This window comes from Nocardia kruczakiae NBRC 101016 (genome assembly GCF_001612965.1).
Classification (GTDB): Bacteria; Actinomycetota; Actinomycetes; order Mycobacteriales; family Mycobacteriaceae; genus Nocardia; species Nocardia kruczakiae.
Map to the genome: position 1 here is coordinate 21,625 of NZ_BDBL01000062.1, position 16,478 is coordinate 38,102.

Consider the following 16,478-nt stretch of genomic DNA (forward strand, 5'->3'; position numbering starts at 1 on the left):
ACCGTGTTGCGCAACATTTTACGTCCGATAGTGGGTCTGCTGTCGATCGCCGCGATCGCCGGGGTGGTGGCCCTGGCGGTGGTCATGTTCCGCGGCGGATTCGCCGATACCGTGCGGGTCACCGTCCTGTCACCGCGCGCGGGCCTGGTGATGTATCCCGACGCGAAGGTGAAGATGCGCGGAGTGACCGTGGGCAAGGTGGCCGCGGTGGACGAGCGTCCCGACGGACTCGCCGCGATCCAGCTGGCGATCGACGCCGGCCAGGTGCGACGGATCCCGTCGAATGTGACCGTGGACATCGCCTCCACCACGGTGTTCGGCGCCAAATACATCGAATTCCTGCCGCCCGCACAGAAGTCCGCGTCCTCGATCCGGGCCGGCCAGATCTTCGACTCCGGGCACGTGACGGTCGAGATCAACACCATCTTCGAGCGATTGACCGCGGTGCTGGGGCAGATCGAACCGGAGAAGTTGAACGAGACGCTGGGGGCGATCGCGGGTGCGACCAACGGCCGCGGCGAACAGGTCGGGCAGATGCTCACCGATCTCGACTCGTTCCTGGCCAAGATCCAGCCGGCGCTGCCCGCCCTGAGCCGTGAGATCGCCGCCGGACCGAATGTGGCCGCCGCCTACGGCGACGCCGCGCCGGATCTGCTCTCCACCGCGCGCAATGCCGCCACGATCAGCAAGACTCTGGTGGACGAACAGGCGAATCTCGACGCGCTGCTGGTCAATGCGATCGGCCTGGCCGATGTCGGCAATCAGGTGCTCGGCGACAACGGCGCGCCACTGGCCTCGATGCTGCACCTGCTGGTGCCGACCACCGATCTGGCCGCCGAATACGCACCGGCGCTGAAGTGTTCGATCGAGGGCCTGGACTATATGGCCAATGTGAAACCGGTGCAGGTTCCGGGGATGGGCCTCACGGTCAACTTCCTGTGGGGTGCGGAACCGTATCGGTATCCGCGTGATCTGCCGAAGGTCGCCGCATCCGGTGGTCCGCAGTGTTCGGTGCTGCCGGTGCACTACAACGGTAAGCCCAAGTTCGTGGTGGTCGACGACGGCGCCGTGCCGTTCCCGAATACCAACCGCACCCTGCGCGTGAATCCGGATCTGCTGCAGAGCGTGCTGTTCGGGGCCGTCGATCCCACCGCCGGAGGTCCGCGATGAGACAACGGGACACACCGCTGCTGAAATTCGGCGCCTTCGCGCTGGTGATGGTGGTTCTCTCCGGATTCCTGGTCCTGGTCTTCGGCCAGTACCGCACCGGTTCGACCAATGGCTATTCGGCGGAATTCACCGACTCGTCGGGGCTGCGCTCCGGCGACAGTGTGCGGGTGGCCGGTGTCGAGGTGGGACGAGTGAAGGGGGTGACCTTGCGCCCGGATCAGCGGGTGGTGGTGACCTTCGACGCCGACCGCGACATCGTGCTCACCGGAGGCACCAAGGCCGCCATCCGCTATCTGAATCTGGTCGGCGACCGCTATCTCGAACTGACCGACGGGCCGGGATCGACCGCGACCCTGCGGCCCGGCGCGCGCATTCCGCTCGAACGGACCACGCCCGCATTGGATCTCGACCTTTTGCTCGGCGGCCTGAAACCCGTGCTGCAGGGTCTGAACGCCCAGGAGGTCAATTCGCTCACCTGGTCGCTGGTGCAGATCGTGCAGGGACAGGAGGGCACGGTCGATTCGCTGCTGACCAAGACCGCCTCCTTCTCCTCCCGGCTCGCCGACACCAGCGATGTGGTGGGCAAGTTGATCGACAACCTGAATCAGGTCATGGAAACCCTCGCGAGCAACGGCACCCAGTTCTCCGACGCCATCGACCGCCTCGAGCAACTGGTGACCCAGCTGTCGCAGGACCGCGATCCGATCGGTTCCGCGATCGACGCGCTCGACCGCGGAACCGCTTCGGTCGCCGACCTTCTCACGCAGAGCCGGGCCCCCTTGGCCGATACCGTCGACCAGCTCGCGAGGCTGGCTCCGGCCGTGGACGACGGTAAGGACAAGGTCGACTACGCATTGCAGCGGGCGCCGGAGAACTTCCGGAAGATGGTGCGAACCGGTTCCTACGGCAACTTCATCCAATACTTCGTGTGCGCGTTGACCATTCGGGTCAGCGATCAGTCCGGGCAGGTGGTTCAGCTGCCCTGGATCAAAACCGAGACGGGGAGGTGTGCACCGTAATGCTGCATTACCGCGGCGCTCATCTGTTACGTCCCGGACTGGTCGGGATCGTGATGATGGTGTGCGTCATCCTGATCGGCCTGCAGTCGCAGAAGTTCATGGCATGGGGCACCACCGTGCGCTACCAGGCGCTGTTCGGCGAGGCGGCCGGGCTCGCGGTCGGCGACGACGTGATCGTCTCGGGCGTGCGGGTCGGCACGGTGCAGAAAGTGGTGCTGCACAACGGGGATGCGCTGGTGGTGTTCTCGGTGAACTCGACCATCCGGCTCGGCGCCGACAGTTCGGCGCATATCAAGACCAGTTCGCTGCTGGGCAAGCGCGATCTCACGGTGATATCCGCGGGATCCGGCCGGATGCGCTCCCTCGACACGATTCCGTCGTCGCGCACCTCCTCGCCGTACTCGCTGACCGATGCCGTCGGTGATCTGAGCACCAAGACCTCGGCGATCGACATCGATTCGCTCAACCGTTCCCTCGACATGCTGTCCTCGACGTTGAACCACATCGCACCGCAGGTGGGCCCCGCATTCGACGGGCTCACGCAGTTGTCGAAGACGATCAACAGCCGCAACGAATCGCTGCGGCAGTTGCTGGTCGGCGCGGGCACGGTCACCTCGGTGCTCGCCCAGCGCAGTCAGCAGGTGAATACGCTGATCCTCGATGCGAATGCGCTGGTCGACGTGCTCGCGCAGCGCCGCCAGGAAATCGTCGATCTACTCGCCAACACCTCGGCGGTGGCGAAGCAACTGTCGGGCCTGGTCGCCGACAACGAGGCCGCGCTCGGACCGACACTGGACCGGCTCAACTGCATCGCCGCGATGCTCGAGAAGAATCGCGACAATATCGGCAAGGCGATACCCGGATACGCGAAAGTCGCACTGACACAGGGTGAAGCCGTCTCCGGTGGCCGCTTCTACAACGCATTCGTCGCGAATCTGATCGACGGGCAGGATATTCAGCCCTTCATCGACCGGGCGTTCGGCGTGAACCCGCCGGCCCAGTTCCCGCTACCGCATCCGGAGCCGCCGCGATGAGTACGAGATGGATCGTCCGGATCGTCGGTGCCGTGGTGATCGTCGCGGTCGTGGTGACCGGGGCTGTGATCGGTTATCGAGAACTGTTCGGGCCCAAGCACTTCACCGCGATATTCACCACCGCGACCGCCATCTACCCCGGCGACGACGTGCGCGTCGCGGGGGTGAAGGTGGGGCATATCCGATCGATCACCCCGCGAGGGACGACCACCGAAATGGTGCTCGCCGTCGACCGTGATATCCGCGTGCCCGCCGACGCGCGGGCGGTGATCGTGGCACAGAGCCTGGTCGCGGCCCGCTACGTCCAATTGACGCCCGCGTATCGGACCAGCGGCCCGACGCTCGCCGACGGTGCGGTGATCCCGGTCGAACGCACCGCGGTACCGGTGGAGTGGGACGAGATCAAGACGCAATTGACCAAGCTGGCAACGGGTTTGGGTCCCAGCGGCGACGCCGCCGGCAGTTCGATGGGCCGGTTCGTCGACAGCACCGCCGCCGCGCTGAGCGACGGTAACGGCGAGAAGTTGCGGCAGATGCTGGCCCAGCTGTCCGCGGTGGGTCGCATCCTGGCCGACGGCAGCGGCAATATCGTCGACATCCTGCAGAATCTGCAGACCTTCGTGGACGCGTTGAAGGGCAGCGGTACCGAAATCGTCCAGTTCGAGAATCGGCTCGCGACGCTGTCCAGTGTGGTCGACGACAGCAAATCCGACCTGGACGCCGCGCTGCGCGAACTGTCGGTCGCGGTGGGCGAGGTCCAGCGCTTCGTCTCCGAGAACCGCGCGAAGGCCGGCGAACAGGTGCAGCGGCTGGCGAATGTGACCCAGAATCTGGTGGATCATCGCGCGGATCTGGAGAATCTGCTGCATATCGCGCCGAACAGCATCGCCAACTTCTATCACATCTACAATCCCGACACCGGCACGGAGGCAGGGGTTTTCGAGCTCAACAACTTCTCCAATCCGATGCAGTTCATCTGCGCCGGTGTGGCGAGTATCGAGAACGCCACGGCCGCCGAGTCGGGGGAGAAGTGCCGCCAGTATCTGGGTCCGATCTTGCCCCTGCTCAGCTTCAACTATCTGCCGTTGCCGGTGAGCCCGGCGACCGGGCCGGCGCCGGATCCGAACAACGTGATCTACAGCGAACCCGATCTGGTGCCGAAGATCGTCGGACAGCAACCCGGCCCGTCGGCGCCGACGTCGGTCACCGAACTGCTCCAGCCCTGGGGGAGGCCACCGTCATGATCGCGCGGCTGTTGGTTCTGTGCGCGTGCGCACTGGTCACCGTGACCGGATGTGGCTGGCGCGGCGTGGATTCGCTGCCGTTGCCCGGGGCCCCCGGCCGCGGTCCGGACGCCGCGATCTACCACGTCGAAATGGCGAATGTCGGTACGCTGGTGTCGAATTCGCCGGTCATGATCGACGACGTGGTGGTGGGCAGCGTCGGGTCGATCACCGTGCACGGCTGGCACGCCGTGGTGGACGTCTCGGTGAAACCGGATGTGGTCGTGCCCGCGAATGTGGCGGCGACCATCGGGCAGACCAGCCTGCTCGGCTCGACCCATCTGGCGTTGAATCCGCCGGCCGGACAGGCGCCGAGCGGGCGCCTGCGGCCCGGGGCGACCGTGCCGCTGAACCGGACCTCGACCTATCCGTCGACCGAACAGACTCTCGCGTCGCTGTCGGTGGTGCTCAACGGCGGCGGGATGGGCCAGATCAACGACATCATCCACAATCTCGACGCCGCGTTCTCCGGTCGCGAGGGCGCCATCCACGACCTGATTCCGCGCCTGGACGCGTTCGTGACCGTGCTGGATCAGCAGCGCGACAATCTGCTCGCCACCGTGACCGGTCTGAATAGGATGGCGGAAACCTTTGCCCAGCAACGGGATACGGTCAGCGACACGTTGCGCCGGGTCGGCCCCGCGCTCGAGGTGCTGCTCACCGAGCGCCCGGCCATCACCACCGCCCTGGACAAGCTGCGCGCGTTCAGCGACACCGCGACCGGGGTGATCTCGCAGGTGCAGGCGGATCTGCTGACGAATCTGCACAACCTCGAACCGACCCTGCGGGAACTGGCCGACGTGGGGTCGAAGATCGACGGTGCGGTCTCCTTTCTCACCGTGTTCCCCTACGGGCAGTACGGCATCGACCACGGGATCCGCGGCGACTACGTCAATCTGTTCGCCACCATCGACCTCACCGTGCCGCGGTTGCGGCGCGAACTGCTGCTCGGCACGCCCCTGGGAGATCCGAATGCCGTGCTGCAGGCCATGGTCGGCGACCCTGGCTACGGCAAGCAGACCAACGACCCGCTGGGCGCACCGGTGAACCCGTCCGATCCGAACGGAGGCGGCCGATGATTCTCACCCGATTCGTCCGAGCGCAGCTGGTGATCTTCTCGATCCTGGCCGTGATCGGCATGGTGTCGATGGCCGTGCAGTACATGCGGCTGCCGACCCTCGCCGGCATCGGCACCATGAAGGTGACGCTGGAACTTCCGACCTCCGGCGGGCTGTACCGATTCGGCAACGTCACCTATCGCGGGGTCCAGATCGGCAAGGTCACCTCCGTCGATCTGACCGACGACGCGGTGAAGGCGACCCTGGCGATCGACGGCGGCCACAAGATTCCCGCCGACCTGCGCGCGCAGGTGCGCAGTGTGTCGGCGGTGGGCGAGCAGTACGTCGACCTGCAACCACGCACCGACGCACCGCCGTATCTGCACGACGGATCCGTGATCGATGTGCGCGACAGCACCGTTCCGCAGCCGGTGGGGCCGATGCTCGACGAACTCGACAGCCTGGTCGGCAGTATTCCGAAAGACCGGCTGCACGACATGCTCGACGAGGTGTTCACCGGTGTGAACGGCGCCCGCTACGACCTGCAGTCGCTGCTGAACTCGGCCGCGACCGTGGCCGCCGATGCGAATCGGACCGGCGACACCACCCGTGAGCTGCTGGCGAAGGCCGAGCCGCTGGTGGATTCGCAGGACCGCTCGGCCGATGCGATCCGGATCTGGGCGCGCAGCCTCGCCGGGGTGTCGGGACAGATCGCCACCGACGACGAGCAGGTGCGGACGCTGCTGAACACCGGGCCGGGCGCCGCCCAGGAGGCGACGAAACTGCTGGATTCGGTGAAACTCACACTGCCCGTGCTGTTGTCGAATCTGACCTCGGTCGCGCAGCTGGGCGTCACCTATCACGCCGGGCTGGAACAGGTGCTGGTGTTGCTGCCGCCCGAGGTCTCGATCGTGCAGGCGGTGCAACCCACCAAGAACGCGCAGGGGTTGGGGCCCGGCGACTTCCGGATCAGCGGGATCTCGGATCCGCCGGCCTGTACGGTCGGCTTCCTGCCGCCGTCGGCATGGCGACCTCCGTCGGACACCACCACGATCGACACTCCGGACGGGCTGTACTGCAAGCTGCCACAGGATTCGCCCGTCGCGGTCCGCGGGGCGCGCAACTTCCCGTGTGCCGGCAAACCGGGTAAGCGGGCGCCGACAGCGGAGATCTGCAACAGCGACCAGGAGTACGAACCGGTGGCGCCGGACCAGCCGGTGGTGGGACCGTATCCGCGCGATCCGAATCTGGAATCGCAAGGCATCCCACCGGATTCGCGGTGGAATCCGCCCGCTCCCGCGCCGGCGGCCCCGTTGCCGCAGCTGCCGCAGCTCGAGCTGCCCAGGATTCCCGGGCTGAACGCACCCGCGGCATCGCGCACCGGGACCGAACCGTCGGTGGGATTCGCGCACTACGACCCGCATACCGGGAACTATCTGGCGCCGGACGGAAAGATGTATCGGCGCGACGATCTGGCCGGCGCCCGGCCGGCGAGTTGGAAGGATATGGTGGCGCACTGAGTCGAGTGCGCTGCCGATCAGACCGGATCGAACGAGGAGATCAACCACTTCCCGTCGATGTGCGACAGCGACACCTTGACGCTGCTCGACGTCATCGACGGATCGGGTCTGTCGGAGGTGGTGGTGGTCTGGTTGATGAACACCAGCACCACGGCCGATTCCGGATGGATCTGCTCGACCGCCGAACGGACCACCGCCGCAGACGTTTTCACCGATTTCTGCTTCGCCGCCGGCGCCACCACCTGCTGGGTGAACTGCCCGTAGTAGGTGAGGAAATCTCCGGTCAGGAAGGATTTCGCGGTGGTGAGATCGTGGTCCAGGGTATCGGGGGCATAGGACAGGATCGCGACCGAACCGTTGGTCGCGGCGGCGGTGGCCGCACGTTGCGCCGCCTCGTCGGTCTGCTGATCGGGCCGATACTGGGTGAAATACAAGCCTGTCGCCGCCGCGACGGATGCCACCGCGAGCGCGCCGAGCGCACCTACTCCGACACCGGCACGATGGCCGCGCAGCCAGGACAGGGCAGCGCGTGGGCAGGAGGAATTTCCGGCCGCGTCGCCGGTTGCCGGCCCGCCGTGCGCACCGTCGACGGCGGTGGCGCCGGTATCGGATTCGGATGCTGTGCTCATGGGACGAACTCCACTTTCGACATCTTGAGCCGGCCGTCGACGCGCTCCACGGTCACGCTCAACCGCCAGGCGCGCGGTTCCTGTCTGGCGCCTGCGGAATTGGTTACCTCCGAGGTCGCCGCGACCAGGACCACGGCGGAGTCGTCGGTCATCGACTGCACCGCGGCGGCGTTGACCCTGCCCTGGGTGGCGACTTTGGACTGCTGGATCACCTTCGCGAAATCGTCTGCGCGCGACTGGAAATCGTTGCGGAAGCTACCCGTGGAATCATCGAGTACGCGCTTCACGTCATCGGCCGCATGATTGAAATCCAGTGAGGTCAGCGTGGTCACGCCCTGCCGCGCCGCCGCCACGAACTCCGCCTCGCGATGCTGCTTCGCCGTCACATCGTGATGGCGCCACATCATGTATCCGCTGCCGCCCAGTCCGGCGCACAAGACGATCGCCGCGATCGCCACGCCCGCCGTGCGCCGCCGGATATGCTGCCCGGCGCCCAGTCGTGGTCGTATGCGGCGACGGCTCTTCTCGGTCTCCGCGTCGGCATCGATAACCGCGTCGCCGCCCGTCGAGGACTGTTGCCGGGAAAGTGATCGGACCGCAGAGCTTTCCGGGGCGGAGGCTTCGTCGTTCAGTGTTCGCTCATTGCTCGAGGCGCCCTGCCGGGCCGACGCGACGACGTCCCGACCTCGAGTGGCGGCGTTGTCTACTGTGCCGGGCGCAGCGCCGTCGCTGTCCGGCGTGTCGTTCGCGGACGAGGGTTCGCTCGTCTGTGCGGCGGCCCCGGCGCGGCGGCGCAGGGTGGCCGCGCGGGCTCGGGCGCGGGCAGCGGCCGCGACCGCTTCCGCCGCTTCGGCCTCCGCCTCGGCTTCCGCGGCGGCCAGCAGCAGATCACGCTCGGTGATGTCCCCGGTATCCGGCGGCGTGGGGTGTTTTCCGGACGTCACTGCGTGCTCCGTTCGTCGGGCGGTGCCGGGCAGATCGGCGAGAACAATATTTTCACGCAACGAGAACTGTACTCTACCTGCGTGGACGGATGAAGGCTGTAGTTATTGCCGGATTCGCATGTGACCTCGGGGATTGCCATTGCGGTTCCGGAGGGGAGGTCGATCTGTCGCAGGCGCGACTGTCGCCGACCTCGACGGTGCGTGGCTGGGAAAGTCTGCCCACCCGCACCTGATCCCGTTGTCGCCCAGGGCGGATCGCGAAGGTCCGCCCGGCCCTCGCCGCACGCGTGTTCGTCTCCCGGATGCGATGATCGGACTCGCATACGTTTCTGATCGGAGTCGAGGAGACAGCAGATGAGCTTTCCGCAGCGGTACGGGCCGTGGGCGTTGGTGGTCGGTGCCGCGCTGGGACTGGGGGCCGAATTCTGCCGTCAGCTCGCCGAGCGCGGCTTGAACCTCGTCATGGTTGCGCTGGAGAAGGACGAACTCGACACGCTGGCAACGGATCTGGCCGACCGCTACGGCATCCGCACCCAGACGGTGACCGGAGACATCACCGCGCCCGAGGTGCTGGAATCGGTAGCGCTGCTGGTCGACGACGTCGAACTGGGCCTGGTCGTCTACAACGCCGGGCTCTCGGTCTGCGGCATGTGGCTGGACACACCGCTGGAGCGGCATCTGAAGACGATCGATATCAACGTGACCACGATGATGACCGTGTTGCACCGCTTCGTCCCGCCGATGATCGACCGCGGCCGCGGCGGGGTGATCCTGCTCAGCTCCATGTCCGGTCTGCTCGGCACTCCCATGTACGCCTCCTACGCGGGCACCAAGGCACTGACTCTGAATCTGGCCGAATCGCTGTGGGACGAATGGCGTCCGCACGGTGTCGACGTCGTCGCGGTCGTGCCCGGACCCACCGACACCCCCGGCTACCGCGCCGACCAACCACGCACGATCCGCAATTCCCCGAAGGTCATGCCGGTAGCCCCGGTGGTCGCCGCCGGCTTGGCCGCACTCGGCAGACAACCCTCGGTGATCCCCGGCCGGGCCAACCGCTTCAACGGCACGCTGCTGTCGCGAATACTGCCCCGCAAGAAGGCGGTCGCCCTCATGGGCAAGAGCATGCGCGAGATGTACGCGGGGAAGTAGACCGCCGCGCGGTCGGTGTCCGAATGCACTGGAGCCGAAGCGAATTCGCGTCGGGGCGGCTCAGAAGGTGAAGCGCGCGCCGACCCAGGCGAGGGCGTCGGGGAGCGAGGCCTGCAGGACGCCGCGATGGTCGGCGCCGGGGTAGGTGCGGTAGGTGAGCTGCTGATCGGTCAGACGCAGGCGGGCGACCATCGCGTCGGTCGCCCGCGGGGGCACCGTCGTGTCGGCGCTGCCCTGCAACACCAGTAACGGCGCGTCGATGCGCAGCGTGCTGGGATCGTTGTCGGTCAGAACTCGAAGGAAGGGCGCGGCATCGCCCAGGGGGCTGAACGCGGCATCGGCGGGGAGGCCGCCCCAGCTGTCCGGTGCGCGCAGGGCGCCGATGCATCCGGTGTCGGCCTCGGGCAGCAGGCTCAGTGCGCGCGGCGTCAGGAAGCGAGCCGGATCGATATTCTCGGCGGTCTGCGCGCCACGAATCAGCAACGGCAGGAACGCATTCGAGTTGCCGAGCGTCCCGGCCAGGGCCTCGCCGGCTCCGACCGTACTCGCCACGCGCTGCGCCCCGATGCCGAATTCCACCTGCGATGCCGGTGCGAGTGCCACGACGGCGCGCAGATCCAGTCCGGGTGCCCAGGCGCGGGCCTGCGCATCGGTGAAGATCGCCGCCTGGCCGCCTTGCGAGTGGCCGATCGCCGCCCATCGCGTACCGATCGACGCGTCGAGTTCCCGCGCGGCCAGCGCCATATCGGCGACGGCCCGCGCCTCGGGGGCGCCGATCAGATATCCGTGCGGGCCCGGCGTGCCGAGGCCCTGGTAATCGGTCTGCGCCACCGCGTATCCGGCCGCGAGCCAGCGCTGTTGCACCTCGCGCACCTGCGCGGTGTAGTCGTGGGCGGGATAGTCGGGGCCGGTATCGCGCGACGGCGCGCAGATATCGGCCACACCGGTGGTGCCGTGTGCCCACGAGATGAGCGGCCAGCCGTCCGGCGGCGGTGTGCCGTCGGGGACCGCCAGCGTTCCCGAGACCGCCACCGGATTCCCCCGCAGATCCACCGAGCGGTACAGCACGAGCAAATTCCGCGCCCCGGGCAGTCCCGGATCGCCGGTGATACTTCGGGCCCGGATCACCGAGCCGTGTGGTCCGGCGATCGCCTCGGACGGTGCGTCGTAGAAGGCCTGACCCTCCGGGACGGCTGTGCCGCCGGCGGGATCCGCCGCCGCGGTGGCCGTCGTGGCCGCGATCGAGACCAATGCCGCGACGACCAGCCGACCACGTCGTGCCCGGCGATTGCGGGCGATCTTGGTCGGTGTCGAAACGCGAGACATGAATCCAACATAACCAGGCCGTGTGCGGCCCGGCCATCGCGCTGGAATCATTGTGGCTCAACTTGTCTGCATATCGATACCTCCGCGCAACCAGTCGGTTCGACGTCCGCGAACGGCATCGCATCGCTGTGCGCTGAAAGGTTGCTGAAATGGCGATATACGGCGGGACGACCGTCGGCCGTACCGGACCGGAATCCGCGATTCATCCGGAACGAGCGATGCCGCATTCCGCTTCCCCGGTAATCTCGGCGCGGAGACCGCTGGCCGAAACGAAGTGGAGCCGACTGTGACCGAATCAGCCGAGGTGTACCTCGCGGACGAACCCGACCGGCCCATCGTGGTCGGCGTCGACGGCTCGGAGATCTCCTATCAGGCGGTGGCCTGGGCCGCGGTCGATGCCGTCCTGCACGGGCGGCGTCTGGACATCGTCACCTCGGCCACGCTGCCGACCGGTTTCGGCTCCGAGGTGTGGACGGGCGGCGCGGATTGGGTGCGCGAGGACGGTGAGCGCATCGTCGCCGAGGCGCGCCGGGTCGCCGGGTTGGTGAAGGGGCCGCTGGAGATCAATGCCGAGTTGGTGTTCGACCCGATCATCCCGACCCTGATCACACGTTCGGAACGGGCGTACCGCCTGGTCGTCGGTAGTCGCGGGCGCGGCGCCATTCGGCGGGCGCTGCTCGGTTCGGTGAGTTCGGCGGTGGTGCAGCGGGCGCACTGCCCGGTCGCGGTGATCCCCGGGAATTCCGCGACCGACATGGTGACCGCGGCGAAGCCGGTGGTGGTCGGCGTCGACGGCACCGAGAACAGTGAACCCGCGATCGGCGTCGCCTTCGACGAGGCCTCGCGGCGGAAGGTGCCGCTGATCGCCGTGCACACGTGGAGCGATATCAGCCTGCCCGAGATCGCGGTGGCCGGCTGGGACACGCTGCGCGAATCCGAGCGCGCCGCGCTCTCGGAGAGTCTGGCCGGATGGCGGGAACAGTATCCGGATGTCGATGTGCGGCCGGTGGTGTGGGCCGATCGGCCGGCCCGTGCGCTGCTCGCCGAATCCGAACATTCGCAGCTGGTGGTGATCGGCAGTCATGGCCGGGGCGGATTCACCGGCATGCTGCTCGGTTCGACCGGTCATGCCCTGTTGCAGTCGTCCGAATGCCCGGTGATCGTGGTGCGCCGGCGGTGAGACGTCTCCCGGGCGGCTGACCGTCCGAGCCGTTCGACAAGACCATCGCACACCGTCCGCGCGGGCCGGGATCACCGGTCCCGAGCGGCGTTGTGAGCCCGATTCCCGGGTGTGGCGGGACTTCGACGGGTTCCGAAAAAAAATTTTCCTAGCAAAACGAAGGGTCTCGAGGACCGCCCGAGACCGTCGAGCGGTGTCGTGTGTGCACCACGCCGCACCCGGTTCCGCGAAAGCTGAAACTTCCGATCGGAAGTGAAACTTGTTGTCGACCAAGCCAACTCGCCGAGCGTGGTGTGGTGCGTTCGGTGGACTCCGGTCCGTCTCCGGGGAACCGATTCCGTCCAGAAATTGCTAGAAAATAGCTACGAAGCGGTAGTGAAGCGGCTCCGAGTTTTAGAGGAGGTGCTTGCTTGAAAAGTGGACGCTTGATATGTTGCCTCGGTCACTAACCGGTACCGGCCGTGACTGATAACTCTCAGGCGTGATTCCGGCGGCTGAGAGGCGATTGAACACGCTCACAAAGGAGATTCATCGATGGGTTCGATGGGCGACTTGCTTACCGCGTTGATTCCGGCCCTGGGTTCCGCAGTCGCGGGTGACGGGCTGTGGGAAACCTTCCTCGGTTCGCTCGGAAGCATCGTCAAGTAATTCGACGAAACCGCTCGTATTCACCGAGTTGCGCGCGGCAATTCGGTGCACGGATATTTAGGAGAAAAGTATGGGATCGCTCATCGATATTCTGGGAATGGGCACGCAGAGCGCCGGTTCGGTCGGAACCACCATCGTGAATGCGCTCATCACCCTCAGCGGTGGCACCCCGGCCGCCGGAAAATAATCCAGTCGTCGATGGTGGGGGCTCACTCGAACCGGGTGCGCCCCCACAGTGCTGTGTAGAGGTGGTAGTGGTGTCGAGCGGTAAGAGGACCGGCGCGGTGCGTGGGATCGCCTGGCTGATGGCATATCTCGGTGCGGCAGCCTTGCTGTGGACGTCGGTCGCGCCGATCGGCTCGGCCACTCCGGCGGCGCATATCGTCGGTGAAACCCCGGGCCCCGGGCGTGTAGTCCGGATCAGCGTCCATTCGCCGGCGATGGATCGCGATATCCCGCTGCAAGTGTTGCCCGCGAAGGACTCCCGCACCCCGGCGCCCACGCTGTATCTGCTCAACGGCGCCGGCGGTGGCGAGGACGCCGCGACCTGGTTGGCACAGACCGATGCCGCGGACTTCTTCGCCGACAAGCACGTCAACGTGGTGATCCCGATGGAGGGCGCGTTCAGTTACTACACCGACTGGGAGCGCGACGATCCGGGACTGGCGAAGAAACTGAAGAACAACGGCCGGAACAAGTGGGCCACCTTCCTCACCGACGAGCTTCCGCCCGTGATCGATTCGGCCTTCGGCACCACCGGCGCCAATGCGCTGGCCGGCATCTCGATGGCCGGTACCTCGGTGCTGGATCTGGCGATCGAGGCCCCGGCGCTCTATCGAAGCGTCTCCGCCTACAGCGGTTGCGCGATGACCAGCGATCCGCTCGGCCAGTCGTTCGTCAGCCTGGTGATCAGCCTGGGCAAGGGCGATGCGACGAATATGTGGGGACCGGTCGGAGGTGAGGGCTGGAAGGCACACGACCCGTATCTGCACGCCGACCGGCTGCCGCGGATTCCGATGTACATCTCCAGCGCGAGCGGGCTCCCCGGCCGGCACGACAGTCTCGCCGACCCGAGCGTGCGCGCGAACACCGAGGTGCTGGCCAATCAGGTCCTGCTCGGCGGCGGTATCGAATCGGCGGCGAACTACTGCACGACCAAACTCGCCGAGCGCACCCGGGAACTCGGGCGCACGGACATCACCTACACCTTCCATCCGGCGGGCACCCACTCGTGGGGCTATTGGCAGGACGACCTGCACAAATCCTGGCCGATGATGGCGGCGGCGATCGGCGCGAACTGAACCGCTCCGCCCGCCGCCGCGCGGTCCGTCACCGGAGTGCGGCGAGCCGTTCACTCAGCTCCCGGAACGAGCGCAGCAGCAGTTCGCCGTATCGCGCCGGATCCGGAAGCATGTCGGCATCGGAGCTGACCGCGATCACCACCTGATCGCCCTGAGACGTGATCAGATGCCGCAGCCCGTCGCCGTCCATGATCGGGAGCACGCCGAAGACGCTGATCACCGGTGCGCCGAGAAATTCCAGACGGTCCGCGACCGGAGGCACATTGCTCACGGTGGTGTTGGACAACGGCACCGTGTCGACCTCATCGAAAACCCGCTGCGCGCGAGCCCATCCGGCCAGGCGCAACAGCCAGGCGGGTGAGGTCTGCATGCGGCCCTCGCGGGCGATGACCGCTGGGTCGGCCCAGCGCCGCTTCTCCTCCCGCGCGGAATTCCGGACGGCGGACAGGCGTTCCAGTGGATCGGCGAGATCGGTGTGCAGGTCCACCGACATCTGGCACAGCTGATTCGCCGAATTCCACTGCGCGAGTCCGCGCATCGAGATCGGCACCATCGCACCGAGCGATGCGGACGGCGTTTCGCCCTGCTCGGCGAGATAGGCCGACAGCGCGCCCGAGACGACGGTCAGCAGCAGGTCGTTGACCGTAATGCGCTCGGCGACGGCCGTTTTCGCCGCTCTGACCGGTGCGAGCGGCAGGGTGACCAGATCGAAGACGGGTGTCGCGCCGATGCGGCGATTGAAGCGCGTGGCGGGCCGAAGCGGAATCGGTTCGCGCAGCAGGTTTTCCGCCGCCTTGGCTCCCACCGTGCGTGCCGCAGCCCGCGTGCGGGCCACGCCGGAGACGAAACGGGTGAATCGATACGGTGTCACGGCGGCGGCGCGCAGCAGGGCGCCCGGCTGCGACCAGCGGCGATCGGTCGTGGGGAGCGGAGGATGAGTGTCGGCGGCGCCGAACAGTTTCCGCTCGAGTTCGCGGGTGGCCACCCCGTCGCCGACGCTGTGATGGAACTTCAGCACCACGATCGTCACCGGATCGGCGGTCCCGGGGAAACCGCGCACACCGTCGAAGAGGTGCAGTTCCCACGGCGGCCGGGTGAGATCCATCCGGGCCGCGGCGATCTCGGCCAGGCGGCCGCGCACCTCGTCCCAGGGCCACGACGCACGCTCCTCGATCGTCACGTGATGATCGATGTCGAAGCCGGGGTCGGGAACCCAATACGGCAGGTCGACATCGCCCGGTACCCGTTCCAAGCGGCGGTGGAACAGCGATGCGTAACCGAGCCGCTCCCGCATCCAGGCCCGCACCTGGGCCCGGCTCACCGACCGGCCTTCCGGTTCCGCCGCACCGGCGAAGGCATAGGCGGCGACGATATTCGCCGGGTGCCGCTCGAACTCGTCGTAGACGAATACCGCATCGCGCGGCGTCAGTTGTTCGGCGGTGACGTGGAGACCGCTGCTCGCATCGCGGACCGTTTTCGTCGTCATGATTACTCCTGACCCGGCATTGTGCGGGCGGGAGAGAATATGTCCGCACAATTCTTTCTGCGGCGGAGTCTACAGTCGCGGCGACCGATGGGGCGATGGCGGGAGGGAAATCCGATGCGGTCGAAAAGGCATCAATACGTCCGCGACAAATGCGGGAAATTGGGAGCGTGCCGGAGAGAGGACGATCCTGAGCGGTCACGCCGGATCCACGACGCCGAATCATCGATTCCAGATAATAATAGCTTGTGAACATTACTTCGGCTGCTGCCGATACGTTCTCCGTATGATTGCCGTGAGCGCCTCGGATGCCTGTCCGTAGCCAAGGTTGCACGTGGATGGCAAGGAGTACCTCCAGTGCTGGGAGCGGCTTCCGGTTGTGCGGCCGGGCAAGTGCTGGCATCGTCTTCCCCGCGGGACAGCAGCGGGCGTGAGGGATGTGATGAGTTCTGAATCCAACCGGCCGCCCGGACCCGTGCCGCAACCGTTCGGCCCGCCGGTCGGCTCGGCCGATTGGTTCACGCCGCCCCGTCCGCCGCAGCCACCCCCGCTGCGCGATTCGCGTCCCGCGGCATCGCCACCGCGAATAGTCCGGCGGCCGCCGGAGTCGCCGGAATGGGCGATCGATCCCGATGCCATCCAGCTCGCACTGGGTCCGTCCACCCGGCCGCCGCGCCGGCCCCGCCGGCGCAAGTGGTGGGTCGCCGCCGCGGCCACCGTCGTCGTGCTCG

General features: G+C 66.9%; 13 protein-coding genes and 1 pseudogene. 10 read left to right on the forward strand and 4 right to left on the reverse strand.

Features of this window, described 5'->3' with window-relative positions:
• Positions 1–3 precede the first annotated feature (3 nt).
• Genes NK1_RS30800 through NK1_RS30825 form a run of 6 tightly spaced genes read left to right on the forward strand, consistent with a single transcriptional unit; the run spans position 4 to position 7,084 of the window.
• The gene (locus NK1_RS30800; protein ID WP_369689832.1) at positions 4–1,170 is read left to right on the forward strand and encodes an MCE family protein; all 1,167 of its coding nucleotides are present in this window, start codon (positions 4–6) and stop codon (positions 1,168–1,170) included.
• Positions 1,167–2,189: an MCE family protein gene (locus tag NK1_RS30805; RefSeq protein WP_063014427.1), complete on the forward strand. Its 1,023-nt coding sequence runs from the start codon at positions 1,167–1,169 to the stop codon at positions 2,187–2,189. The genes NK1_RS30800 and NK1_RS30805 overlap by 4 nt, the downstream gene beginning before the upstream one ends.
• Positions 2,189–3,223, forward strand: coding sequence for an MCE family protein (locus NK1_RS30810; protein WP_063014429.1), 1,035 nt, complete (start codon positions 2,189–2,191; stop codon positions 3,221–3,223). Before NK1_RS30805 ends, NK1_RS30810 begins: the two co-directional genes overlap by 1 nt.
• The gene (locus NK1_RS30815; RefSeq protein WP_084461813.1) at positions 3,220–4,467 is read left to right on the forward strand and encodes an MCE family protein; all 1,248 of its coding nucleotides are present in this window, start codon (positions 3,220–3,222) and stop codon (positions 4,465–4,467) included. The genes NK1_RS30810 and NK1_RS30815 overlap by 4 nt, the downstream gene beginning before the upstream one ends.
• Entirely contained in the window at positions 4,464–5,585 is a 1,122-nt protein-coding gene (locus NK1_RS30820; protein WP_063014430.1) for an MCE family protein, read from the forward strand. Before NK1_RS30815 ends, NK1_RS30820 begins: the two co-directional genes overlap by 4 nt.
• Entirely contained in the window at positions 5,582–7,084 is a 1,503-nt protein-coding gene (locus tag NK1_RS30825) for an MCE family protein (protein WP_439955967.1), read from the forward strand. Before NK1_RS30820 ends, NK1_RS30825 begins: the two co-directional genes overlap by 4 nt.
• A 17-nt stretch (positions 7,085–7,101) precedes the next feature.
• Here NK1_RS30825 and NK1_RS30830 read toward each other — a convergent pair whose 3' ends face one another.
• The gene (locus tag NK1_RS30830; protein ID WP_063014432.1) at positions 7,102–7,713 is read right to left on the reverse strand and encodes a hypothetical protein; all 612 of its coding nucleotides are present in this window, start codon (positions 7,711–7,713) and stop codon (positions 7,102–7,104) included.
• Positions 7,710–8,657 (reverse strand): Rv1363c family protein, encoded by a 948-nt coding sequence (locus NK1_RS30835; protein WP_063014433.1) that lies wholly within the window; start codon positions 8,655–8,657, stop codon positions 7,710–7,712. The genes NK1_RS30830 and NK1_RS30835 overlap by 4 nt, the downstream gene beginning before the upstream one ends.
• Before the next feature lie 354 nt (positions 8,658–9,011).
• Between NK1_RS30835 and NK1_RS30840 the strand changes: the two genes are divergently transcribed.
• Positions 9,012–9,809 carry an SDR family NAD(P)-dependent oxidoreductase gene (locus tag NK1_RS30840; protein WP_063014435.1) on the forward strand — a complete coding sequence of 266 codons (798 nt, stop codon included), beginning with the start codon at positions 9,012–9,014 and terminating at the stop codon, positions 9,807–9,809.
• A 60-nt stretch (positions 9,810–9,869) separates the two neighbouring features.
• Here NK1_RS30840 and NK1_RS30845 read toward each other — a convergent pair whose 3' ends face one another.
• Complete coding sequence (locus NK1_RS30845) at positions 9,870–11,135, reverse strand: alpha/beta hydrolase family protein (RefSeq protein WP_063014437.1); 1,266 nt, start codon at positions 11,133–11,135, stop codon at positions 9,870–9,872.
• 286 nt (positions 11,136–11,421) lie between these two features.
• Between NK1_RS30845 and NK1_RS30850 the strand changes: the two genes are divergently transcribed.
• Both NK1_RS30850 and NK1_RS30855 read left to right on the forward strand, forming a co-directional pair.
• Entirely contained in the window at positions 11,422–12,315 is an 894-nt protein-coding gene (locus NK1_RS30850) for a universal stress protein (protein WP_245660955.1), read from the forward strand.
• A 953-nt stretch (positions 12,316–13,268) separates the two neighbouring features.
• The gene (locus NK1_RS30855) at positions 13,269–14,264 is read left to right on the forward strand and encodes an alpha/beta hydrolase (RefSeq protein ID WP_084461818.1); all 996 of its coding nucleotides are present in this window, start codon (positions 13,269–13,271) and stop codon (positions 14,262–14,264) included.
• A 28-nt stretch (positions 14,265–14,292) separates the two neighbouring features.
• Here the strand turns inward: NK1_RS30855 and NK1_RS30860 are convergent, their stop codons facing one another.
• The gene (locus tag NK1_RS30860) at positions 14,293–15,750 is read right to left on the reverse strand and encodes a wax ester/triacylglycerol synthase family O-acyltransferase (RefSeq protein ID WP_063014439.1); all 1,458 of its coding nucleotides are present in this window, start codon (positions 15,748–15,750) and stop codon (positions 14,293–14,295) included.
• 439 nt (positions 15,751–16,189) lie between these two features.
• Between NK1_RS30860 and NK1_RS30865 the strand changes: the two are divergent.
• A pseudogene (locus NK1_RS30865) lies at positions 16,190–16,478 on the forward strand (hypothetical protein); the annotation flags it as partial.